The organism is Peribacillus saganii (genome assembly GCF_003429095.1).
Taxonomy (GTDB): domain Bacteria; phylum Bacillota; class Bacilli; order Bacillales; family DSM-1321; genus Peribacillus; species Peribacillus saganii.
Window position 1 is genome coordinate 120,332 of the sequence record NZ_QVTE01000015.1, and the last position, 23,154, is coordinate 143,485.

The window sequence follows — 23,154 nt, forward strand, 5'->3', positions numbered from 1 at the left end:
TTTTGGATTGGTAATCTTTTTTATTTAGTTATCGATGCTATTAAATCTTTCGAATTTTTTACAGAAAGTGCTTCGGTCATATCGATCACAATGTTTCCGTATTCGTCAAAGGAAGCTGTACAGTCTGGAGGCAGAAGTGTTGTGCTATCCTTCTGCTGAATAACGGCAGGTCCTAAAATATTGGTTCCGACAGGTATATCTTCACGATTGATAAACCTGGTATCCTGTTTTTGAAGCTTATCCTGAACCCAGAAATAAACTGGATATGATGGATAGCTGCTTACAGAAAAATTAGGTTTTCCTTGATCCACAAATGATTGTTCTTTATCGGATTGAACAAGACCGATCCCAATAACACGAACATTAATGGCAACCACTTCCTGATCAGGGAATTGACTTGCATATTCACGCTCATGCACTTGATGAAAACGTTCGATTACTTCCTTTACCCACGCTTCATTGATTTCACCTTTTGGTGCATCAACCCGCAGCTCATATCCCTGCCCTGCATAGCGGCAATCACATACTCGCTGCAGCACGATTTGTTCATCTGAAAGCCCGTCCTCTTTTAACGTTTTCAAAGAATCCTGCTCAAGCTTTTCAATAACATCACGTATCGAAGAGATATCAGGATTTGTCAGGCTTCCCCATAGCGTATGAACCTTTTCATAAGCTATATCAGTGGATAAAAGTCCCGCTGCAGCCGTTATTCCCGGGTATGGAGGAACAACAACATTTGGTATATTTAATTCCATAGCGATATCACAGGCAAATAAAGGACCAGCACCGCCAGCTGCAACCAATGTAAAGTCCCGAGGATCATACCCTTTCCGGACACTATTCATTTCGATTGCGTTGACCATGTTATGTGTCATGATCTTTAGCGCCCCTGCTGCAGCTTCCAAAGCTGTCATATTTAGCTTCGAGGCAATATGTTCATCAAATGCTTTTTCCGATAACTCCGGCTTAATTTGCATGGAACCTGCTAAACGGCTTTCTGGATGAATACGCCCAAGTAGTACATTCGCGTCTGTAGAAGTTGGAACTGTGCCCCCGCGATTGTAACAGGCTGGACCAGGATCAGCTCCTGCACTTTGAGGCCCTACCCGGAAAATACCACCTTCATCGACATAGGCAATGGACCCGCCACCTGCCCCAATTGTATCGATGTCGACCATTGGAACCATGGCATTATATTGGCCAATGCGAGTATCCAATAAATGGCGCATCCTCATTTCCCCATTAGGAGCTACACCGATATCTGCCGATGTTCCGCCAATATCAAGCGTAATGATATTATCAAAGTTCGCATTTTTGGCTGCCTTAATTCCGCCAATCAATCCTGCAACAGGTCCAGACAGCAGCAGGCTTATAGGCTTTTCAGCGGCTACTTGGGCAGTAGCAATACCGCCATTTGACTGCATCAAATTAATACTCGTCTTGATGCCCATCTTTTTTAATACATCTTCTAAGCGATTAATATAGCGGCTTGTTTTAGGTCCGATAAATGCATTCAAAGCGACCGTGCTAAAGCGCTCATACTCTCGGTATTGAGGCAGGATTTCGTTACTGATGGAAAGGTAGGCCTCCGGAAACTCTTCTTGAATAATTTCTTTTACGCGGTTTTCATGTTGGGGGTTTTTAAATGAATATAAAAAGCAGACTGCTATGGCACTAACGTTTGCTTCTTTCAATTTACGCACTTGCTGGCGTGTTGCTTCTTCATCTAATGGGGTAAGTATTTCACCGGCTGCCGAAATTCTTTCAGGCACAACCAAACGATTGCGGCGTCTTACAAGCGGATACTTCTGCCAAGGCAGATCTTGATACAAGGAAAAATTAAAAGGCCGTTTATGACGTGCAATGTGCAATATATCTCTAAAGCCCTCAGTCGTAATCAATCCAACTTCTGCACCGTTATGTTCCAATACAATATTTGTTGCAACAGTGGTACCATGGAAAAACTGATCAATTTCAAAGGGTTTGATACCTGCCATTTCACAGATTTCAGTCACACCATTAATTACTGCTTCTGACGGATCTGAAGGTGTTGAAGGCACCTTATGTATCCAAGACTGATCGCTTTCCTCATTTAATAAAATTAAATCAGTAAATGTTCCTCCAACATCGACACCTAAACGTATCATTTTATTCCTCCTTCACTCTTTGTTTTTTAAACTCACATTTTTATATAATGCAATTCATGTGCCAAATCTGAGGATGTTTCTATTTCTGCAAGAAATTTACTGAGATATCTTTGCTGTATTAGTTGTTAGCGCTATATTTTTTCTTTTTAACTACTAACAATAGTATCTAAGAGTTGCTATTTTAGGTATTTAATTATTACAATAATCATAATTGTTAGTCAATTTGGAATAAAAGGGGCGAAATGAATGTCTTCTATACCAAGTTTAACAGATACTGCACTTAAGGAAGCAACCAGTTCAACCGGTATTTCCTATCAGTTCTATAATGCTGGTAAAGATCCTATCATTGACTCAATCGACGATGAAATTCGTGAATGGTATGAAAATCAAAAGGAAGAAATTAATGATTATTTATACTATGTCTATGAAACAAAAAATTTTTGGCAAGGTATAATCGTTCATAGGAAAAATATTGATATGCAAGTAACCGTTAGAATGATTCCTATTTTTCTTAAGCAAAATTTCGAAGGTCTATTCGTTATCTATTCCAAGTCAGAAAATATCGTTTCTGAAGAATATAAGGATATGGCAACAGACTTAAAGGTATTATTTGATTCTTCCTATGATGTACTTTTTGTTTCAGATGCGAATGGTAATGCTTTAAGGGTAAGTTCCGCATGTGAACGATTATGGGGAAAAAGCAAAGAAGACTTTTTAAGGCAAAATGTTTATGAATTAGAAAACGAGAAAGTCTTTTATCCTTCCATAACAAGGATGGTTCTTCAGGAAAAACGAAAGATATCGGCCATTCAAAAAACTTCAACAGGAAAGACACTCCTAGTAGTTGGAACTCCCGTTAAAGATAAGAATGGAAATGTTGTTCGAGTTGTGAATGCCTCCAGAGATATAACAGAAATCAATAAATTACAAGAAGAGTTAATAGCGGCCCGTGCCATTGCTGAAAGGTATCAAAAGGAACTGGAAGAAGTAAAAAGAGACTATTCAAGTCCGAAAAAGCTTATTTTTTCAAGTAAGACCATGGAAAGAATAGCTGAACAGACGAAAATGGTTGCAAGATATAATAGCTCGGTTCTCATTACAGGCGAATCCGGTGTTGGTAAAGAGATTATTGCTTCCATGATTCATGAATTCAGTAATCGTTCGGAGCAGCCATTTATCAAAATCAATTGCGGTGCTCTCCCTGAAAGTTTATTAGAGTCTGAGCTGTTCGGTTATGTAAAGGGTACCTTCACAGGGGCTGATAAAGATGGCAAAAAGGGCTTATTTCTCGCTGCAAACAAGGGAACGATACTTTTAGATGAAATTACGGAAATGCCTCTCTCTCTTCAGGTAAAGCTGCTGCGTGTATTACAAGAATCAGAGATACGCCCAATTGGCAGTGTGAATTCTAAAAAGATCAACGTTCGAATTATTGCTTCTACTAATCGAAATATTGAAACCCTGATAAAAGAAGGAAATTTTCGGGAGGATTTATACTATCGGTTAAAAGTCATTCCTATTGAAATCCCCCCTCTTCGTGATAGAAAAGAAGACATTCCACTATTGGTAGAATACTTTACACAGGAATTTAATAAAGAATACAAAGTCCGGAAAAAAGTTTCTAAGGAAGCTATACACATAATACGGAAAGAGCCCTGGAAAGGGAATATCCGCGAGTTAAAAAACTTTGTTGAACGCTTGCTTATTATGTCAAAGAATGATGAAGTTGAAAAACAGGATGTTATGGAGATACTAACCGATGATTCACAAGAACAGCTGCCAATCAATATTTACTTTGATGACCAGATCAACCTGTATGAAACATTAGAATCAGTGGAATGCGAAATTCTAAAACGGGCTGCAATGAAATATACTACCACAACAGAAATAGCTGCAGCTCTAAGTGTCAATCAATCAACCATCAGTAAAAAGCTAAGAAAGTATAATATCCAATATAGAAATCAAAAATAGGCTATTTTGAATCCCGTAATGACTAGAGCTGTGATCCGGTAACGTAACGAGGTGGATGGAAGGGTCTATTCCTTTCTTATCCACCTGAATGGTTTATTCTGTTCTTGTTCTCTTAATTGCAGATTCCATTTCATATTTCTCGAAAGAACCTCCACTTTGGACCAGCACAAAAAGAAGAGCCGCCAGATGACAGCTCCAATCTATAACTCTCGTGATTTAATTTAAAACATATATACAACTAACCAATGTTTGTGTAATTACAAATTTTCCAAGTTTTTTACTTTGTTCGGATTATAAGTTTGCAGCCACTTTTCTGCCTGGATAATCATCCAGCTGCCAAATTTATTTAAAAACTCTACTATTTCTTCAGGGTTATCTGTTGGATCAATAGCATATTGAAGTGCTTGCCTCATTTCATGTTCTTTCTCTGGAAAATACTTAGCGAATAATGTATAGGCGGGATACAAGTCCCTTGTATAAAGATTTTCCTCCACGATTACAAGAGCAAGTCCTGCTCTGACCAAAATTTTCATTATCCAAACACAACAATCTTTTATATCTTCACCGTCTTCATTGTCTGCAAGATCTTCCTTTGCTCAATTTGGTTTCTCAGGTGTATTAAATGCTCATTACCAATTGTTTTATCAGCTCTAAAGCCAGGAATCTGCGATATGAGGTCCTCTCCATGTACGCACACACTTTGGGTTTTAATGATAAATGGAATAATTGAAAATGCAGCAGTTTCAATAATATCTTTTATCTGATAGAAACTGAATTCCACACCCTTTACAGCACTGAACTTATTGTTTATTTCTCGTTCTGCTTTATCCGCCCATTTCAAGTCAATATCTTTAGGTTTTTTATTGGTAATGGCTATGGTATCTAAGTCTGAAACACCTTTTATACCTAATCCGCGAGGTACCGAACCCCTAATATAAATACTATGCAAATCTAATCCTAAATGAGTTTGATACATCTCTACTACTTCTTCAATTATCATAAGAAAATCAGATTCGACTTTCGTTAAACTGGCATCATTCAGTATATATGCATTTTTATCTGATTCACAAAAACGGCCAATGTTTTTAATATGTGTCATTGGTTTCCCCCTTTAACTTAAAATCTTATAATCGGTTTATATACTCTTCCCTTGAATAGTTTAAAATGCTGTTTTTTTTAAAGGTATAAATTTCTTTACCTACAGAAACTTCTGGCAGCTAATCATAAACCTAGGACCTGTCGGTGATCCCCTTCGGTATGTCGCTGTGAAGTTCTTTTCTTTCAGCCATCTTGTCTACCGCATTAAAAAAATGGCCTTTTAATATTTTATATAATCCATATTAACTTCAAGAACTAATGTTTTCTTGCAATACTTTAATGTTAAAATATACCCGTTTTTCTTCGCTGCATCACAGGCTTGCTGCCAGAATGGCATGATAAAGATTTCCCCTTTTTCCCATACCCTTTCCCCCTTTTCTGTATGGTAATTGTAAGGTAAAAAAGCTGACCATCACAGATTTTTGTTGAAATTTTACTGGATGTCTATTTGTAAGGCGTCGGCTCCTGAGAGGTTAGCAAAGTCGGCTCATTCACATTTCTTATCCCGCTTATTGCAATCCTATTTAGTTCCATTTTGCTAAAAGAAGATATTACGCTAAACTTATTAGTTGCTCTAATCTTAATAGTAGTAAGTATTTTGTTTGTTAACATTAAACTAAAAACACAGACTGTATCTGACTCAGTTTATAATAATGAAGATTAAAAGATTATATATGATTTATCATCGTAATCGGGTTAGCTGTATCGTCATTCTCACAGTTTAAGAGCGATAATGCCAACCTTTACTGAACCATTTATTAATTTTGCAAGCTAACAAAATAGTGTAATAGTTTGATGAAAGAAGATTGATACCAATATCTGGTACAAGATAAAGACTTCCCCCACATCAAAAAAACGACCGATAATTCAATTTTGAATTTTCGAGTCGTTTTTTTATGTTTATAAGAAAACTTTAAATTGGATTCAGCTGCCCTTTCTTTATCTTTCACAGGCAAAATTGTCTTTGTCCCGGTCCATTTTGGACTGATACGCTGCATGGCTAGCTGGCACACCATCCGGATAAACTTCTCTTAATTCGGTACAGTTTTGGAAGAATTCCGGTGTTGGTTCAGGCTTTGGAGCTGGAGCCGGTGTTGGTTCAGGCTTTGGAGATGGAGCCGGTTTGGTTTCAGGCGTTGGAGCTGGCACCTGGGTTGGTTTAGCTGCTGGAACCGCAACTGCTTTTGGCTCTTCATTATAATGGAAACCATGATCATGATCCACATGTGCATAGCCAGGGATACTCCAGACTCCAATCTTTTTGCTTCTTGCTTTCTCCTGGGCTGCATGGAATTGATCCAGCATCGTTAAATCATTATATAGGTAAGCTGTAGCAGCCAAGCCTTCCTCAAGGACCATTTCCTGATAGGTTTTATCCCCCACCCATACATAAGCCAGAACACGGCCGTATTTGTCTGTTTTCTCTTTTCCGACCTGAATTCCTACGGTTTTATTTTTAAGAGTTTCTGTGGCAAATTGTGACGCTTCCGGTCCAAATTTCTCAACAGGCTTATTTGGATGCTTGGTTTCCGGTGTATCGATCAATAACATACGGATTTCTTTTTGCTCCCCATCCATCATGACTTCAATGGTATCACCATCTATTACGCGAACCACTTTTGCCGGGACTCCGTGTGATACTTGTGAAACGGGGGCAGCAGTTTGTGTTTGCGCTGGTGTTTCCGTGTTAGCTTTCTCATCATTAGCTGGGGCGGATTCCGTTCCTTCAGATACAGATTTTTCATCCTTTTTCTCTTCTTTTTCAGCTTCTTCAGCCTTCTCTTTTATTTCTTCTTTTGTTTCATCGGCCACCTGATCCTCTGGAGGATTCTTAACCCCATCCACCGTGGCCATCACTACAAAAACAATAAAGGACGCAACTGCGATTAAAAAGTCACGTTTTGCTTTTTTCCGTTTGAACAATGAAATGATACCTTTCACTAAAAATACAAGAAACAATAAAAAACCGATGATCCCTAAAAACATAAACATTCTTTTTTTCTCCAATCCCTTATTTCTTACAGGCTGATTAATTGCCACAAATAAGTTATCATTAGCCTATTAAATTGGTTATTTCTTTAACAACAAAACTATGTAGCCAATTAAAGAGTGTAACAAAAAATTAAATCGAAATCCCTGGAAGTTTATGGGAGAAATTTGTTTTTCAATATATTGTAGATAACAAAAATGCCAGGAATCATCCCTTTTCGGGAACGTTCCTGGCATTGCTTTACCATATTTACTTGATTTCCTGCTCGTGATGCAGGTGAGGCAATTTTTTTTCCTCACCTTTTTTCGCCTTTGGTCCCTGGTTTTCAGGGCGGACCAAGTCATATACCGCTGTTCCCACAATCTCGGCAACGTCCTGAAGCTTTTCTTTACTGATTTTATCAATTGTATCATCCGGAGTGTGGTACCAAGGCTCCAGTGGTCTATGGATAAAGGATGCTGCCGGAATTCCAACTTCAGTGAATGACACATGGTCGCTGCTTCCACCCAGTTCAAGAGGCGTTGCTTCACCATTTAAGCGGGCACTTGATTCCTGGGCTGCATCTGACACGATATTAGGATTACCGTCAGCCACGTTGATCACAAGGTCCCCTGCATCCCTGCTGCCCACCATATCGAGATTAAAGTAGCCGACGAAACGATTCTTTTCCTCTTCTGAAAGCTGGCTTGCATAATACTCTGATCCAATCAACCCGAGCTCTTCAGCTCCAAATGTAATGAATCTCAGCTCTGTATTAGTCGGCAAATCCTTCAATACACGGGCAAGCTCGAGTGTCATTGCTGTCCCGGAAGCATCATCATTCGCTCCAGGTGCTCCCTGTACAGAATCATGGTGTGCTCCAATCGCGACAATGCCGTTAGTGGCTTTGTTTTTATTGGTGGGTGCCTTTGTAGCGATAACATTATGGGAAGTCTTCATGCCTCCCTCAGCACCTTCAATATTAATAGTTGCTGTCCGGGATTCTCCTTTGCTTAAAGACTCAGTAAGAGCCTGTCCCACTTCCTGAGTAACACCAACAACAGGAACATAGTCATCATTTGGAACACCCAGTGTACCATTGATTACCCCTTCTGCATTGTTAAAAATGATGACTCCCTTGGCACCTGCTTTGGCAGCATTTAATACCTTATCAGCAAACGATATGGAACCTCGCTGTATAAGAGCAATTTTACCTCTTAAGTCTTTATCAGCAATATCAGCAATATCAGCATCCGTACCTAAACCAACATAAACCAGATCACCGGTAACATTCCCATCCATACCATAAGTAAAAGATCTTGGGTCAAGCTCGCCCGAATAATCGCTTATCTTCAATTCAACAGTTTCTGGTGCAGTATAGCCATAAAACTCGAATTCCTGAAGCTCCGTTTTGTAGCCATACGATTCGAATTGCTCTTTCACAAACTGAATCGCATTTTGCTCTGCCGCTGTTCCTGCTACACGCGGAGTCTGTGAGAGATATTCAATATTGTTATAAATATTATCGACATTGATATTGTTAATGACTTTGTTGTCAAACACTTTAAATGGCTGCGAGTGCTGTGATTCCACAGCCTTTGCATATATAGCTTGTGTCCCTAGAGAACTGAACGCTAATCCTGCAGCTAAGGTGAAGGTTAGTAACGACTTCTTCTTTTTCATCAAATACCTCCTAAAATAGTAAAATAGTTATTACAGTAATAGATTACAAATTTCTGAAAATATAAATAAGTTAATATCTTCCTATTTTAATATAAGAAAATAGAATCATTGTTTGATAATTACCAATCAAAAAAGACCCATCCAATCAGCAGCTGGAGCGGGTCTTCTTTCGATCTGGCTAAGGCACTAGTTGAAACAGATATATCATGGAAGTTTTAACGCACCTTAGGATTTTATCGAGATGATATATTGCTTCTTATCTTCAACAAGTAGACTATCTTGGAAACGCGGGGATTTCAGGATTTCGTTATTTAATTTGTTCAGCAAGGTAAAGATTTTTTCCCGCTCGTTTTCATTTACGGAAAATTCCAATCCGTACTCATAAATATGGTCGGCCCATTCACCTTGCCAAACGATATGCCCTTCCACTTTGAAGGGTTGCCCTAGAATTTCTGTCATGATCTTCAATGTGATATCAGGCTGGACAGGCATTTTGATATGAGAAAGAAAATGAACGCCTCCAGGGCCGATATTATCCACTACTATTTTTGTCTGCCCCAATGAGATGGTTTTCCCCTTGATTTTTGTGATGGTCATATCCGCTAACAAAGGGTGCGGAAGGTTGATCCGAAAAAATCGCCTTCTATTTTCCACTGGCGGTGCAGAGGATTTCGACGTATCAGGATATGCGATGCCTTCGTTTAAAATCCGCTGGAATTCGGACTCACCTACAGGTTTGCTGAATAAATACCCTTGGAGTTCGTCGCAATCCAATTCGCGTAATCGCCTTAGTTGCTCTGTCGTTTCCACCCCCTCGGCAACTACCTTCATTTGTAATCCATGAGCCATTTGGATAATGGACTTCGTCAGGATATCATCCTGTTTGTTTGCCGTTATATTCTGGATGAAGGAACGGTCGATTTTGATGAAATCAAAGTTAAAATGTTTTAAATGGGTGATGGAAGAAAATCCTGTGCCGAAATCGTCCAAAGAAAGTTTGATACCAAGATCCTTGACGAGTTTAGCTGTTTTTTGCACCACCTCTTCATTTTGCATGATTGCGTTTTCGGTGATTTCAAATTCCAGAAGCTTTGGGTCCAAACCGGTTTCTTTCACAATCAGAGTCAGATCAGAAATCCAGTTGCTTTTTAAAAAACTTTTGGAAGATATATTTATTGATATCGGGATGACTCGATTTCTCTCCCACTTTTTCATTTGTTTACACACATTGAGAATAACCCAGTTTCCAATGTCGATGATCAATCCGGATTCCTCTGCTAAAGGGATGAATTCACCGGGAGAAACAAGCCCCCACTCTGGATGCTCCCACCTTATTAAAGCTTCTGCGCTGACTACTTTATTTGTCTTTACATCTACACGCGGCTGATAGTGGATACGGAATTGATCATTCGCCAAGGCGTGCCGTAGGTCTTTTTCAAGCAGGAAGGATTTATAGGTTTCAATATTCTGTGAAGGCAGATAAATTTGATAGTTATCCCTGCCGAGTTCCTTGGCCCGATATAAGGCGGCATCTGCATTTCGTAACAATGTCTCCGCATCGATACCGTCTGACGGATAAGTACTGATGCCAATACTTGTGGTGATGAATAACTCATAATCCTGGATCAAAAACGGCTTTTTCACTTCATTGACGATCCATTTGGCGAAGTGAATCAATTCTTCGACACTGTTATAATTCGTGATGAGCATGGTGAATTCATCTCCGCTCATTCTGTACACGAAGTTTTCGCCCGCAAGCTTCTCAAGCCGTCTTGATATATGTTTCAATAGCTCATCGCCGACGGAATGTCCCAAAGAGTCATTGATGCGTTTAAACCCATCCATATCCAAATACACGACGGAAAATTCGGTTCCATTATCTTTTGACCGTTTGATTAAGGATGATAATTCCAGATCAAATGACCGCCTATTAGGCAAATCGGTGAGGTAATCGTGATGGGCTAAATAAACCATTTTTTCTTCGGCATTTTTTTTATCGGTGACGTCTGTCAAAATACCTGTAAGCCTTATGACTTCGCCTATATCATTTGTAATGGGGATCGTATCCTCATGAATCCAGCGTATGTCTCCATTTTTATGGATAATCCGATATTCGTGGTGCAAGGACTTGCCAGTTATCAGCATGTCCTGCAAGGCATTATACTGCGGTACATCTTCCGGAATGATGATTTGTTCCCACTTCATTCGCTTTTTAATGAACTCTTCCGACGAAAAACCGCAAATCTGTTCTACTCCCGCTGAGATAAATCTGAATTTGCCTGCGATCACGTCTTTTGACCAGACACCGGCATTAATATTACTATAAACGTTTTTAAACTGTTCCTCGCTTTGTTTTAATTGTTCCTCCGCCACTTTTTTGTCTGTGATGTCATGCACAACACCGATTAACCGGCAAGGCTCATTATTTTCATCCAATACGACATCGGCCTTTTCAAGAATGTTACGTTCCCTGCCATCCTGCCTAATCATCCTATACTCGATTTGATAGCTGCTTTTATTTATCAATGCCTGTTTGACCGTTTTATCCATCCGATGTCTATCCTCAGGATGAATCATGGCGATAAATTTGTCATAAGTAGGAACAAAATATCCATCTGAATTATTAATCCCCATAATCCGGTATATCTGTTTGGACCAAAAAATCTTTCCATTCCGAAGGTCCGAATCCCAGCTCCCAATATTGGCGGTCATCTGTGCCAGATTTAGCTCGTTTTTCACATTTTTCAAAGCCGCTTCTTTCAGCTTTAACTCGCTGATGTCCTTTGTAATGGCCAAAGCCCCTATAACCTTATCGGAGGCTTTAATGGGTATGCAGGTGACGCTTGCTTGAACTTCATAACCGTCCTTATGTAAAAGAGCAGCATCGTAAGAGACAGACATTCCATTAAGAGTTTTGTTAAAGTTTTGAGTTGTGACTTTGAGGTCTGCTTCAGTGAAAAAATCATTGAACTTCCCCACTATCTCTTCAGAGTTATACCCAAGCATGCCAGTCATCTTGTTGACAGAAATGACATGGCCGGACACATCGATAATACAAATCATTTCCGGATGATTATCAAATACATGAAGGAAGGTTTCCCGGCTATAAAGTGCTTTCATGATATTTTGGTCCATCTCATAGGCATTTTTTTGTTTTTTTCTTTGATTGACATTGAAAAAAGGCATCAATACACCCCTATCCAACCTATTTAGTCTGGAGAAAATAGGTTAGTTCTTTACTTTTTTATCGTCAGGATGCCATACATTTAAATAAATGCAACGTATAATTGGGCCGAATATACTAAAACAACAGTAGAAGAATGTATTTCTTATGTCCTGTTTATTAACATTTAACATCTGAATTCCTCTGAGATCAGGTTATAAGATTTAAAAAATGGGAGTAAATGTGTCGATATGGAATAACAGCATGTCTGCTGCGTGAGACGATGCTCTGTCAACCGAGTGACTTCATGATTTGCACATGCTGCAGCCCAACTGCAGGCATGGAAGAAAGATGCGTAATTTTATTTAAGAATTTGTTAAACGAGCAAACAAGTTACTAAAATAAGAGAATTAGCGGACAGTTGTGTTTCACAAAAATTCTTTAAAAGCTTGTAACCTTACCTTTGTTACTGGGTTAAATGCATCTTTAATTAAAGAGAGAAGATAAAAAAGAGATGACAGGCTGGAATAAATGAGCATTTATCTTGCTTTATAAATTTCTAAAGGCGTATCATTGTTTGGTATGTATTCAAGGAGGCACATCAATGAAATCACTATCTCGAACAAACACAGCTTTACTTCTCACATTCCTGGTGATCACGTGGGGCATTAATTGGCCATTATCCAAGATGGCACTAAGCTATGCACCACCATTATTATTTGCAGGAATTAGAACTATTTTGGGCGGATTTATATTACTTATTTTTGCTCTTCCAAGATATAAGAGTCTTCGCTTTAAAGAAACATGGCATTTCTACCTAATTTCAGCTATTCTTAACATCATTCTTTTTTACGGTCTTCAAACGGTTGGCCTTGGTTTTGCTCCAGCAGGATTGTTTTCGGCCATTGTATTTATAGAGCCAGTATTACTTGGAATTTTTTGTTGGATCTGGCTGGGAGAATCGATGTATCGGTTAAAAATTATTGGTTTAATCCTCGGTTTCGCAGGCGTAGCCATTATAAGTGCAAGCGGATTTACCGGAGATATATCGGTTATTGGGATTTTATTAGCCCTTGGCTCTGCATTAGCATGGGGATTAGGCACGGTCTATGTAAAGAAGACAGGTGACCGAGTTGATTCGATTTGGATGGTTACAATCCAGCTTCTTATGGGCGGTCTTTTTTTAATAACTGTAGGATCAAGTGTTGAGAGCTGGTCAACTATTCAGTGGGAACTGCCGTTTATTACAAACCTTTTATTCATTTCAACCTTTGTAATAGCCTTTGGATGGCTGGCATTTTTCACCCTTGTCGGATCTGGAGAAGCGAGCAAAGTCGGCTCCTTCACATTTCTTATCCCGCTGATCGCAATCCTATTCAGTTCTATTTTGTTAAAAGAAGCTATTACACTAAATTTAATAGTTGGTCTGATATTTATAGTTATTAGTATATTGTTTGTTAATATTAAACTAAAAACGCAGGCAGTACCTGACTCAGTCAACACTAATGTTTAAAAAACTTCTAATCTCGCCGTGTTAGCAGTATGGTCATTTTCACACTTTTCTAAAGTAAACTACAATAATTAACAAAAAAGAAACCGTTTCTTACCACATCAGCTTTGATGAGGTAAGAAGGTTTCTTTTCTATTTTTATTTATTCATTATCCCGATAATCGTTATGGACATAACTTTCGTCTGGAGCAGCTAGTATACACTAAGGCGAATAAACCATGAAGGTATTATTTCACTTAATGAAACTATAAATTTCCCTATATTTATTTGGGGTAACGCCGACCTCTTTTTTAAAAACTTTGATAAAATACTTCACATCATTAAATCCACAAATGCTGCTGATATCATGAATGGTTTTTTGGGTTTCCAAGAGTGCCTTTTTAGCTGCTTCCAATCTTTTAAGGGTTACAAAATGAATATAATTTATGCCTATTTCGTTTTTAAAAATCACACTTAAATAGGCAGCTGTTATGCCCAATCTTTTTGCCACATCCTGCAATGACAAAAATGAATTGGTATAATCCTGTTCAATAATAGCTACTGCTTTTCTCGTAAGATCGGATACTGTTCCTTGCCAGTCAGCACTTATCATTTCCAGAAGCGGACTGATTATGGTTTCCAGTACAGAATTAAGTTCTTTATCATTTCTTGCCTTTTTTAGCATGTAAAGAGTATTTCCTGAAGTATTCGCTGCGAATTTGCTTAAAAAAAGATAATACTGAAAAACAAGGCCCCATTTCTGTTCAAATGTGGTGTATCCTTGCAGTAGCTGTTTCATCTTATCATACACTGTTTTGACGTTACCCTCTTGCAGCAGCTGAATCCATTGTTTTTCTTGTTCTTTATGTAAAAGAATGGGCTGTATATCATCTTGGTGAAGTGAAAACTCCTGATAACGTTTCTGGAAATTGTATTCTGCTTCTTTATAAGCGTCGTAAAAATGAAATGAAGCTGAGTCATATTTCCAACTCATCCCGATCATTGATTTCGTCTCTAGTTGACTGAATTCATGCTTTAAAAACAAATCAGCAAAAGATTCCGTCTGAAAACCCAACACGTAAATATGATTATTCAAGTAAGAAAGAGCATACCAATCACGTACATATTCTTGAGAAGATAATGTTTCAGCTGGAATCGGGTTTACTGTGAAAAGCACGATAAATTTCGAAAAAGGCAGCTGGATATCCGGGTTTCGATTTTCTTCCATTAACAGATTCTCATATAACGTATTTTCAATTAATATCTTATGGAATTTACGCAGTCCTACTCTTTCATTTTCCAGCTCTTCCAAGAGAGTGCATATAATTCTTTCTAAGTCGGCTGGATCGATTGGTTTTAACAAATAATCAGCGATTCCGTGTCTTATCGCTTGCTGCGCGTAAGTAAATTCGTTATACCCTGTAATAATGATTACCTTGGGCATCTGTTCAATCACTTCAGGCAATTTATGTATAAATTCCATTCCATTCATTACCGGCATCATGATATCTGTAAGTATAATATCAGGCTGACAACTGTCCAATGCCTGCAATGCCTCCAGGCCATTCCCGGCAATCCCAACTATTTCGATATCCAGCTCTTCCCAGGGAAGGATATTTTCCAGGCCTTTTGCGATCCAAGGCTCATCTTCAACAATCATCAACTTATACATTGGAATTCCCTTCCTCCTTAATGAATGGCAATGTCACAATAACGGATAACCCGCTAGGTACATTCGGTCTTAGCTGCAAACCAAACTTTTCGCCAAAAGCCATACGAATCCGCGAATTGACATTGTAAATTCCAATTTTTTGCTTTTTGAGTTCACCTTCTTCTAACGACCAATCCCATGAAGCCATCGCGTTATTGATTTCCGTTAACTTCTCTGCATCCATTCCTCTGCCATTGTCCTTTACTTCAATCACTGCATTGCCATCTTTCCGAGCAGCACGAATGAAAATGATGCCATTGCTGGCCATGTTTTGAAACGCATGTACAAAGCAATTTTCAATAATCGGCTGCAGACTTAGCTTCACCATTTTACAATCCATGATTTCCGGATCATAGTCACTTTGCTTTTGTATGTTCCCATTAAAACGGATAAGCTGTACGTTCAGATAATTTTCAACATGATTGATTTCATCTCGAATATGAACGTATTTATTATCCATATTAGAATTGTACCGAAACATTTTTGATAATGACATGCTTAATTCAGAGATGATCGGCACCTTCTCAACTCTGGCAATTGAATTTATCGTTTCTAACGTATTATATAAAAAATGAGGGTTGATTTGAGATTGTAGAGCAAGGAATTTCGCTTCGTTGGTTTTAATTCGGAATAAATACTCATAATGCATGTGTGATTTCAATTTTTCTACGATCTTATTAAAACTGAGAGTGATTTGCCAGATCTCATCTTTTATGAATACTTTCTTCTGTATTTCAATGTCAAAGTTCCCAATTTCAATTTTTTGCATGGTTCTTGTTAATTTATGTATCGGTGACGTGAGATGATTAGATAGCACAAAAATTAAGAACACAACTAATATAATGCTGACTGTAATAAGAGCGACCATCAGTTTTTCGACGTATTCGATTTTCTTGAATATATTGTCAGTTGGTGTGAAAACCACTAGATACCATTCTGTCATCGGATTAAACGAATAGATTGCCAATCTCTCCACTTGCAAATAACTCGCAAGATAATTTCCACTCCCTGCTTTGCTGTCAATAGCTTTTGCATGCAGCTTTTTACCAGCCATATGCGAATTCGTAGAGTAAATGACCTTCCCCTTGCGATCAGAAAGTATGATTTCGCTTCCTTGCCCTATTACCGAATTTGCCAATGAATAATAAATCATCTTGCGCTGCTCCTTTGAACCTTCAGTGTCGATTTCGGTATCTTTAAATAACGTAAGCATATTATTCGCCTGGGTTACAATTTCCTGATTAGACTCAATAATATTAGTACGCAGTTTTTGAACCAAAAATTGATAGGCTATGGTATCAACTACCAGAATGGGGATAATTGTCAGGATTGAATAGAGAATAATATATTTGTACTTGATGCTTATAAACAAGGAACATACCCCTTTTGATGGAAAATCAACATATTATGTTTTTTTAGCATGGAAATTTAATATTTTATGTAATTCATCTGTAATCTCTCTTTTATATGTAAATATTTCTGTCCTTTGCTACTAGTATTCAGGTAATCCTTTATCTCGAAACTGCTGAATATTTTCATTTGTAACATATGGAGTTCCTGGCAGAACTGGATCCTTTGTTAAATCAATGATCTTATTGACTTCTTTACCTTCAAATGATGCAAAGACCGCTTCGATTGCACGTTGAACTTCTTTATACGGAAGCATGATGGTACTCATTTCAATGAGCCCGTCCTCAAGTGCTTGGAAAGCCCATTGGTCTCCCCCGAAATCGTAAATCTTAATATTATTCCGATTTGCCGCTCTAACTGCTTCAGCAGTACCAACCGTCACTCCTGAATAATTAGAGAATATCACCTTTAGATCCGGATTTGATTGGACAATGTTTTGAGTGACTTCAAAGCTTTGGTTCGAAGTGTAATCGGTTTCAAAGAAACCTATCAATTTCCATTGCGGGTACTCCTGGAGCATCTGAGCAAATGCTTTCCTCATATTGATTGCATTTGAACTTGTTTCCGGACCTGAAATAGCTGCTATTTTGCCGCCTTCCGGGTTATCTGTAAAAATCTTGCGTACAATGCCTTCATACACATCATATTGTTGTCCGCTTACAAAAGTTACTGTTCCTTTATGCCAATCTTTGGCACCACACATGGTGGAATTGATAACTGCAATTGTGATCCCCTTGTTAATAGCATCCTTTGTGACAAGATCGCACAATTTTTCACCATCAGTAGATTGTACAACAAATGCATCATATTTATTTGCCTCAATTGCCGTTTGAACCTGATAATATTGTTTCGCCGGATCTAACTGCCCATCAAATATGTCGATATCTGCCCCAAAATTCAATGCGGTTTCTTCAGCAGCTGAAATGCCTGCCTGCAGATAGGTATTGCTCGCACCCGCCGAGAAATAGGCAATGCGCGGCTTATCTGCTTTAAAATTCTTTTTAGCCGCAGGTTGACCGGTATGAGTTGTCTCCGAAGAATTAACCTTTGTTGCTTCAAATGCTTTTCCTGAACTAAAATTACAGGCTGTCAGGAATAAACTAAAGATTAAAACAATTAACGATACTTTTCTACTCATTATCCTATTCCCCTTATCAAATATCGTTTAATTGGTTATGTTAAATATCTCTATTAACAATTGTACGGATAAGAAGTTTGAATTAACAGGCTTTTTTATAAATTGTTGGTACCAATTTTTGTTGAGCGGTATGATTAACGATTTAATAAAAATAGAGTGCGAAATCCAATACGATTTCTCACTCTATTTACTAATTTATATTCTATTTTTATGGTGTTATGCTATTTTCCAGTTAATTATCCCTTCTTGATTAAAATCATGAGATATGCTAATCGAATGGATCCATTATTTTGAATGCTATCTCCTAAGTAGTCGGGCTCAAAACCTTGTTTCTCGCTATTGCATCATAAGGCGGATATTTCGCGTACATACCTTCTTTGCGGGTTCTGTCATTAAATGTTGTGGCTGCGCCTGTTTTACGATTTACATAAAGTTCTTCAATATCGACGATTCCAGAAATTACAGTATTTTGGTTCGTACCCGCCTCTGCTACAACGCCATTAAAAGGAAATGCAATGTCACAAGGGCTTAAGATAGAAGCTCGCCCATACCCCTCTGCCGGGAAAGGAAGGCTTGGATCCCCAACTGTTGGACAATGAACAAAATACACCTGGTTTTCAATTGCACGTGCTTGAGAGCAATGCCGTACACGCCAGAAGCCTGCCTCAGTAAATGTATATGAAGGGCAGAAGATAATCTCTGCTCCCTTCATACTAAGAATACGTGAGATTTCAGGAATTTCAGATTCATAACAAATCGCTATTCCAATCTTTGCAGGGCCAATATCGAAAACTTCTAATTCGTCCCCTTCACATGTTTGCCAGTTGCCCTCAGCAGGGAAAATATGCGTTTTCTTATGTTCAACATAACTGCCGTCTTTATCGAAAACGTAACAAATATTATAATACTTGTCTCCGCGGCGTTCCAGATGGGAGCCTGCAATAATCACCTGCTGACGTTCAATGGCAAGGTTTTTAAATAAGTTCTTGTAATCCTCAGTATATTCTGAAACTTTAACAATATCCTTTACTTCGAAATTATCAGAACCTGCGAAACTATTGACAAGACCTAACGTAACAAGCTCCGGAAAGAGTACATAATCTGAATCTGCAGGGACTTGAGCAATGATTTCCTCAACCTGGTTTGCAAACTCCCTGAAACTTGCAACCGGTTTTAATTTTAACTGGCACGCTGAAATTTTGGCTTTAGTCATCGTTTATCACTCCATTTGTTTAAATTCTAAAAGAAAACTGTTGTAGAGAACCATACTCCGCAATAAAATATTCTGCATACCATTTTTACGTATTAAGGAACGAACCTTAGAAATAACTTTCTAGAGGCTCGCGTTCTTGGTATATTTATAAAATTAAGCTAAGACTTCTGCAGCAGCTTCCTTATGGACTGGATTTTCCTCGAAATTATCATAGATTTCACCCAATGTGCAGAACCATGCTCCGCGAGATTCCATGTGTTGAATTAATTTTTCTAATCTTGTAATCATGTGTGCACGGCCAATCGTTTGAGGATGTGTAGTTAGAACAACGCATGCACCTTCTTCATGATCAACAGCATAGTCAAAAATATCTTTCCAACGCTGGAACAGAACATCCGGATCCGCCAATCCATCCATAGATCCAAACACAAGTTCTTGTGTAGGGAAATCATCTAAATACCAAGAAACCGGAATTTCTAATATTCTACTTGGCTTTCCATATTCACTTGCTTTGTCCATGTGCGGAACAATTGGACGTGGGCGATATGGATGCAAATCATTTCCCATTAGGCTGCTGTCATATTCAAATCCATGCTTCTCTAAAATCGATAATGTATTTGGGCTGTAATCCCACGCTGGTGATCTATAGCCTCGTGGTCTGACACCCAGCCTGGCCAATGACTCAAATCCTTTAATCATGATCGCCTCTTCTTCTTCATAGCTCATAGGCGTTGGATTCTCATGGGCATATCCATGATGCGTGACTTCGTGCCCGCGTTCTACCACTTCTTTACAAATATCAAAAAAAGTATCAACTGTATGGCCTGGGATACACCAATTTCCTTTAATATTATACTTGTCCATTAATTTTAATAATCTTGGGGCGCCAACTTCTGCACCAAATTCACCTCTATGCATATATGATGGCGAAAATTTGTTCATAGATCCCATCCAAACAGAATGCGCGTCAAAATCTGCACCAAGGTTAACAGCTACTTTTTTCCCTGCAGGCAATTTAATTTTTCCAGAAATTTGTCTCATGAAAATTACTCCCCTCGATATAAAATTTAGTACTTCTAAAATTGATTATAAACACTAATGTAAGCGCTTTATATTCTATTTTTTTTAGAGGGGTGTACTTTTTTTATATTTTAATAGTTTAACTTTCTATGAGTGAAAACGGTAATTAAGTTATAATATCTGAAAAGTCATATGAACAACTTAGCCTTTATATGAGTTAATTCATTATTTTTGATGATTGCAATAAAGATGTAACGAAAATTGCACAGTTAGTAAAAGAATGAAAATCAATTGTCCGTGTTTGCTTCTTGTCCCTCCATGCAGAAAGTATTTTAACCGCCATGTCATCTCTTAACTGAGCCTGTAGCAGTTCCTGCTCAATATCTATTTCCCAGCCATTATTAAAAGGTGCCAGCCATTCTCTGCTGATAGCCGCCAGAAAATCCAGCTTATTGGCTACATTTCCATCACAGGTTGCATAAACATCCTTATTATCATTTCGGTCAGGTGTAGCCGTAATTCCCAATAAAAAAGCAGGCTTAAAGTAATCGAGAACACGTTTATAGGAGTCTGCTGCAGCATGGTGAAACTCATCAACAATAATTAAATCGAACTCTGCAGGATGAAAAGAATGCAAATGTTTTTGGGAGCTAAGGGTATATATAGATGCGAAAATAGTGTCCGCATTTTCTTCCTTTACTTTCCCATAATAGATACCGTACGTTTTCGCAGGCACAATCATTTGAAAGGAACGCTTTTTGCCTGGTACAATATTTCTTCCCGATGAGCAATAAACAGTATCCGCTTGAATTTCTCCGCAAAGGAACCTGCCAAGTACGTTTTACCAAGACCAGTTGCCATTACAACTAATTCTTTGCTGTAGCCCTCTTCCAGTGTCTTATTCAGTTCTTCTAAGGCTTCCGGCTGGGCAAATCATTTTTTTGACATTTTCAAATTTGTTACACTGAAACATCCCTTTAAGAGGGAATTCCGGTGCTTTTCGTAGATTGAAACTGGAAATTGGCTATGCCCATTTTCTCTTATTTTTGACACACATGCAGAACAGCGGCATTGACCTGAATATTTAAAAAATTTGTTAGCTTAGAGGTTACATCAGGCTCGTAAGAAGATGGCTGCTAGCATTGGGGCGAAGCAAAATGAAATTATTTTTACCAGCGGCGGAATTGAAGCAGATAATATGGCCCTTTTTGGCGTTTCCGAAAGCTATCAAAAAAATGGAAAGCATATTATCACATCTCAAATCGAACACCATGCCGCTTCTGCAGCTCTTTGTCCTGATTCGATCTGTTCTTGAGTTGCATCAGAAGATAAAACAATATGTGGATAATACGTAATTTTAACTTTTTACTTTCGAGCACAAACACAAGAGTTGCTGTATAACAAGTTGTCACAGATGAAACAAGTACCTCTTTTGGATTTGCTCCATCCCCGCTTCCTTCTATGGATGCAGGGATTGCAATTTTTGTTTCATGGAAGTTTGCATTAAGCGTTCCATTCCCTTTTACTCCGTCATTCCAAACAGCGTTCACATTTACTTTCATATTAGCCATGTTAATACTTTTCAAAAAAAATATATTGGATAAACCAAAATTTTTCACGAAAAATCAATTTCCAAGCACTTTGTAATTTAATTTAAAAAATCTATTTATAATTGGTATAAGTTTTAATGTACTCCATCAACAAGCTAATTGATGGAGTTTAACTTGGAAGAAAGCTCATTAAACCATGCTTCATCCCCCGTTAATAATGCCAAGTCTATTAGAAATAGAATTTGTTCCTTGTTTACCACCTTAGAAAGTGGCAGTTTCCTAAAATTTTTACTTAATATAGGAATTGTTTTGCCAACCGTTCCACGATTGTCACTCTTAGCAACTGTTACTTTAACAACTCCATCGAGAATACTCTGTGACTCAATAAAACCAATTATTAATTCCCCATCCCCTGATTTTCCCTTAATCCAATCACCTGTTTTCAAAACGGAATTACCATTCGTCAACATCCTTTTTCACCTTCTTAAGTTATTTAGTATTTTATGAATATAATTAAGAAAGAACCTTTTTTTAGCAACAGTCATCGATCACCCAGATGAATCTGTAATGTTTTTTATTACATTTAATAAAAAGAAGTCCACGGCCATCAGTCACAGCCGCTGTTTTGTTCTTGATTTACAAGATCGACAACTTCTTTAATTGTATAGTTCTTTAAATATTCACCCAAATGTTCTTCCGCACCTAAGAAAATTGTAAATAATACTCTTTTCATATTCGCTCCCACAATACACTTTTCATTTGAATCAGGACACTTAGGCTGCAAAGCACCTTCAGAGGTTATCATATATATATCCCAAAGATTAACTTCACTCAGCTCTAGATTAAAAATAAATCCGCCGCCGGTTCCTTCTTTTGATTTAATAAATCCATGTTTTTTTAACAGGCTTAGCACTTTACGAATACGTACTGGGTGGACACCAGCACTCTCTGAGATACCATCACTTGTTGACATACGGTCCGGCTGCAACGCAAGATAAGTTAAACTATGAATGGCAAGCGTAAAATCACTATTCATGGACTGCCTCCTTAGAAATCAACACAGGTACTCACCTTTTTGCTTTACATATAGCTTCTGCATCTTTTTTAAAACTATCAACATAGTGTAATAATAATTGTTACAGTTTATCTTGTCAAGTATCTAATTAGAAGTGTTGTCAACTCTTAACCATGAATAAGGAATTCCAAGCGTCCTGTTAAGCTTTAAGAATCACGTTCTCTTCCTTAAAGGTGCGTAAACAAATTTGCGTGTTTTGAGATTTTTGTAAAAGTAAGTTTAAAAATCCCATTGTTTTTTAACTTGTTCTTCTGCTAGCTGTTTAATTTTTTCCCATGTCATTTCTTTATTTACAATGACATTTGTTTGATAATTTTTATTTTTAAAATTAACTGTAAAGAATACTTCAATCATCACTTTCTTCCTCCTTCCGAAATAATATTAATTGGTCACTTTTTGCCATTCGACGTTTGAAAACGTGCGAAGCAATAAACTGCGGATCTCTTCTTAAAATTGGATATAATGGGAGGAGCCTAAAGGGGAAAGCATGTGAAGAAATCTACTTTAGGACTCTGCT

General features: G+C 38.0%; 17 protein-coding genes and 3 pseudogenes. 4 read left to right on the forward strand and 16 right to left on the reverse strand.

Annotated elements, in window-relative coordinates; all coding sequences use genetic code 11:
* Window positions 1-20: 20 nt before the first annotated feature.
* On the reverse strand, window positions 21-2,147 hold the full coding sequence (locus tag D0469_RS06430; protein WP_117325813.1) for a hydantoinase/oxoprolinase family protein: 2,127 nt from the start codon (window positions 2,145-2,147) through the stop codon (window positions 21-23).
* A gap of 246 nt (window positions 2,148-2,393) precedes the next feature.
* Here D0469_RS06430 and D0469_RS06435 point away from each other — a divergent pair, with 246 nt between their 5' ends.
* Window positions 2,394-4,118, forward strand: a complete 1,725-nt coding sequence (locus D0469_RS06435) for a sigma-54 interaction domain-containing protein (RefSeq protein WP_117325814.1) — start codon at window positions 2,394-2,396, stop codon at window positions 4,116-4,118.
* Between the two features lie 257 nt (window positions 4,119-4,375).
* On the opposite strand, the pseudogene D0469_RS06440 reads toward D0469_RS06435, so the two are convergent.
* Window positions 4,376-5,217, reverse strand: a pseudogene (locus D0469_RS06440) (nucleotidyltransferase).
* A gap of 468 nt (window positions 5,218-5,685) precedes the next feature.
* Between D0469_RS06440 and D0469_RS06445 the strand changes: the two are divergent.
* A pseudogene (locus D0469_RS06445) lies at window positions 5,686-5,880 on the forward strand (EamA family transporter); the annotation flags it as partial.
* A 275-nt stretch (window positions 5,881-6,155) separates the two neighbouring features.
* Here D0469_RS06445 and D0469_RS20995 read toward each other — a convergent pair.
* The 3 genes from D0469_RS20995 to D0469_RS06465 form a co-directional block, all read right to left on the reverse strand.
* The gene (locus D0469_RS20995; protein WP_158553371.1) at window positions 6,156-7,208 is read right to left on the reverse strand and encodes a thermonuclease family protein; all 1,053 of its coding nucleotides are present in this window, start codon (window positions 7,206-7,208) and stop codon (window positions 6,156-6,158) included.
* 247 nt (window positions 7,209-7,455) lie between these two features.
* Window positions 7,456-8,868 carry a M20/M25/M40 family metallo-hydrolase gene (locus tag D0469_RS21970; protein WP_117325818.1) on the reverse strand — a complete coding sequence of 471 codons (1,413 nt, stop codon included), beginning with the start codon at window positions 8,866-8,868 and terminating at the stop codon, window positions 7,456-7,458.
* A gap of 225 nt (window positions 8,869-9,093) precedes the next feature.
* Complete coding sequence (locus D0469_RS06465; protein ID WP_117325819.1) at window positions 9,094-12,054, reverse strand: EAL domain-containing protein; 2,961 nt, start codon at window positions 12,052-12,054, stop codon at window positions 9,094-9,096.
* Window positions 12,055-12,635: 581 nt separating this feature from the next.
* On the opposite strand from D0469_RS06465, the gene D0469_RS06470 reads away from it, so the two are divergent.
* Complete coding sequence (locus tag D0469_RS06470; protein WP_117325820.1) at window positions 12,636-13,544, forward strand: DMT family transporter; 909 nt, start codon at window positions 12,636-12,638, stop codon at window positions 13,542-13,544.
* A gap of 229 nt (window positions 13,545-13,773) precedes the next feature.
* On the opposite strand, the gene D0469_RS06475 is transcribed toward D0469_RS06470, so the two are convergent.
* The 7 genes from D0469_RS06475 to D0469_RS22090 all read right to left on the reverse strand — a co-directional run bounded on the left by D0469_RS06475 (window position 13,774) and on the right by D0469_RS22090 (window position 20,918).
* Complete coding sequence (locus D0469_RS06475; protein ID WP_117325821.1) at window positions 13,774-15,192, reverse strand: response regulator transcription factor; 1,419 nt, start codon at window positions 15,190-15,192, stop codon at window positions 13,774-13,776.
* Window positions 15,185-16,603: a sensor histidine kinase gene (locus D0469_RS06480; RefSeq protein WP_117325822.1), complete on the reverse strand. Its 1,419-nt coding sequence runs from the start codon at window positions 16,601-16,603 to the stop codon at window positions 15,185-15,187. Before D0469_RS06480 ends, D0469_RS06475 begins: the two co-directional genes overlap by 8 nt.
* A gap of 120 nt (window positions 16,604-16,723) precedes the next feature.
* Window positions 16,724-17,779, reverse strand: a complete 1,056-nt coding sequence (locus D0469_RS06485) for a sugar ABC transporter substrate-binding protein (protein ID WP_117325823.1) — start codon at window positions 17,777-17,779, stop codon at window positions 16,724-16,726.
* Between the two features lie 304 nt (window positions 17,780-18,083).
* The gene (locus D0469_RS06490; RefSeq protein ID WP_117325824.1) at window positions 18,084-18,992 is read right to left on the reverse strand and encodes a nitrilase-related carbon-nitrogen hydrolase; all 909 of its coding nucleotides are present in this window, start codon (window positions 18,990-18,992) and stop codon (window positions 18,084-18,086) included.
* Between the two features lie 153 nt (window positions 18,993-19,145).
* On the reverse strand, window positions 19,146-20,033 hold the full coding sequence (locus D0469_RS06495) for a polysaccharide deacetylase family protein (protein WP_117325825.1): 888 nt from the start codon (window positions 20,031-20,033) through the stop codon (window positions 19,146-19,148).
* A 196-nt stretch (window positions 20,034-20,229) separates the two neighbouring features.
* Complete coding sequence (locus tag D0469_RS06500) at window positions 20,230-20,754, reverse strand: DEAD/DEAH box helicase family protein (RefSeq protein WP_407675729.1); 525 nt, start codon at window positions 20,752-20,754, stop codon at window positions 20,230-20,232.
* A complete protein-coding gene (locus tag D0469_RS22090) occupies window positions 20,751-20,918 on the reverse strand; it encodes a DEAD/DEAH box helicase family protein (protein ID WP_407675732.1) in 168 nt (55 codons plus the stop codon). The genes D0469_RS06500 and D0469_RS22090 overlap by 4 nt, the downstream gene beginning before the upstream one ends.
* A 202-nt stretch (window positions 20,919-21,120) precedes the next feature.
* Between D0469_RS22090 and D0469_RS06505 the strand changes: the two are divergent.
* A pseudogene (locus D0469_RS06505) lies at window positions 21,121-21,288 on the forward strand (aminotransferase class V-fold PLP-dependent enzyme); the annotation flags it as partial.
* On the opposite strand, the gene D0469_RS06510 reads toward D0469_RS06505, so the two are convergent.
* The 4 genes from D0469_RS06510 to D0469_RS06525 form a co-directional block, all read right to left on the reverse strand.
* Complete coding sequence (locus D0469_RS06510; RefSeq protein ID WP_158553372.1) at window positions 21,263-21,583, reverse strand: OsmC family protein; 321 nt, start codon at window positions 21,581-21,583, stop codon at window positions 21,263-21,265. The pseudogene D0469_RS06505 and the gene D0469_RS06510 overlap by 26 nt on opposite strands.
* 134 nt (window positions 21,584-21,717) lie before the next feature.
* A complete protein-coding gene (locus D0469_RS06515; protein WP_117325828.1) occupies window positions 21,718-22,032 on the reverse strand; it encodes an IDEAL domain-containing protein in 315 nt (104 codons plus the stop codon).
* Between the two features lie 137 nt (window positions 22,033-22,169).
* Window positions 22,170-22,598 (reverse strand): RrF2 family transcriptional regulator, encoded by a 429-nt coding sequence (locus D0469_RS06520; protein ID WP_117325829.1) that lies wholly within the window; start codon window positions 22,596-22,598, stop codon window positions 22,170-22,172.
* A 258-nt stretch (window positions 22,599-22,856) separates the two neighbouring features.
* Window positions 22,857-22,991 (reverse strand): BA3454 family stress response protein, encoded by a 135-nt coding sequence (locus tag D0469_RS06525; protein WP_117325830.1) that lies wholly within the window; start codon window positions 22,989-22,991, stop codon window positions 22,857-22,859.
* Window positions 22,992-23,154 lie beyond the last annotated feature (163 nt).

Bases quoted from the DNA above. Each gene is read 5' to 3' on its own strand.
- D0469_RS06500 (WP_407675729.1), bottom strand. From the start codon at position 20,754: ATGATTGTGCCTGCGAAAACGTACGGTATCTATTATGGGAAAGTAAAG.
- D0469_RS06465 (WP_117325819.1), bottom strand. From the start codon at position 12,054: ATGCCTTTTTTCAATGTCAATCAAAGAAAAAAACAAAAAAATGCCTAT.
- D0469_RS21970 (WP_117325818.1), bottom strand. From the start codon at position 8,868: ATGAAAAAGAAGAAGTCGTTACTAACCTTCACCTTAGCTGCAGGATTA.
- D0469_RS06520 (WP_117325829.1), bottom strand. From the start codon at position 22,598: ATGAATAGTGATTTTACGCTTGCCATTCATAGTTTAACTTATCTTGCG.
- D0469_RS06485 (WP_117325823.1), bottom strand. From the start codon at position 17,779: ATGAGTAGAAAAGTATCGTTAATTGTTTTAATCTTTAGTTTATTCCTG.
- D0469_RS06490 (WP_117325824.1), bottom strand. From the start codon at position 18,992: ATGACTAAAGCCAAAATTTCAGCGTGCCAGTTAAAATTAAAACCGGTT.
- D0469_RS06435 (WP_117325814.1), top strand. From the start codon at position 2,394: ATGTCTTCTATACCAAGTTTAACAGATACTGCACTTAAGGAAGCAACC.
- D0469_RS06495 (WP_117325825.1), bottom strand. From the start codon at position 20,033: ATGAGACAAATTTCTGGAAAAATTAAATTGCCTGCAGGGAAAAAAGTA.
- D0469_RS06515 (WP_117325828.1), bottom strand. From the start codon at position 22,032: ATGTTGACGAATGGTAATTCCGTTTTGAAAACAGGTGATTGGATTAAG.
- D0469_RS06470 (WP_117325820.1), top strand. From the start codon at position 12,636: ATGAAATCACTATCTCGAACAAACACAGCTTTACTTCTCACATTCCTG.
- D0469_RS06525 (WP_117325830.1), bottom strand. From the start codon at position 22,991: ATGATTGAAGTATTCTTTACAGTTAATTTTAAAAATAAAAATTATCAA.
- D0469_RS06510 (WP_158553372.1), bottom strand. From the start codon at position 21,583: ATGGCTAATATGAAAGTAAATGTGAACGCTGTTTGGAATGACGGAGTA.
- D0469_RS06430 (WP_117325813.1), bottom strand. From the start codon at position 2,147: ATGATACGTTTAGGTGTCGATGTTGGAGGAACATTTACTGATTTAATT.
- D0469_RS20995 (WP_158553371.1), bottom strand. From the start codon at position 7,208: ATGTTTATGTTTTTAGGGATCATCGGTTTTTTATTGTTTCTTGTATTT.
- D0469_RS06475 (WP_117325821.1), bottom strand. From the start codon at position 15,192: ATGTATAAGTTGATGATTGTTGAAGATGAGCCTTGGATCGCAAAAGGC.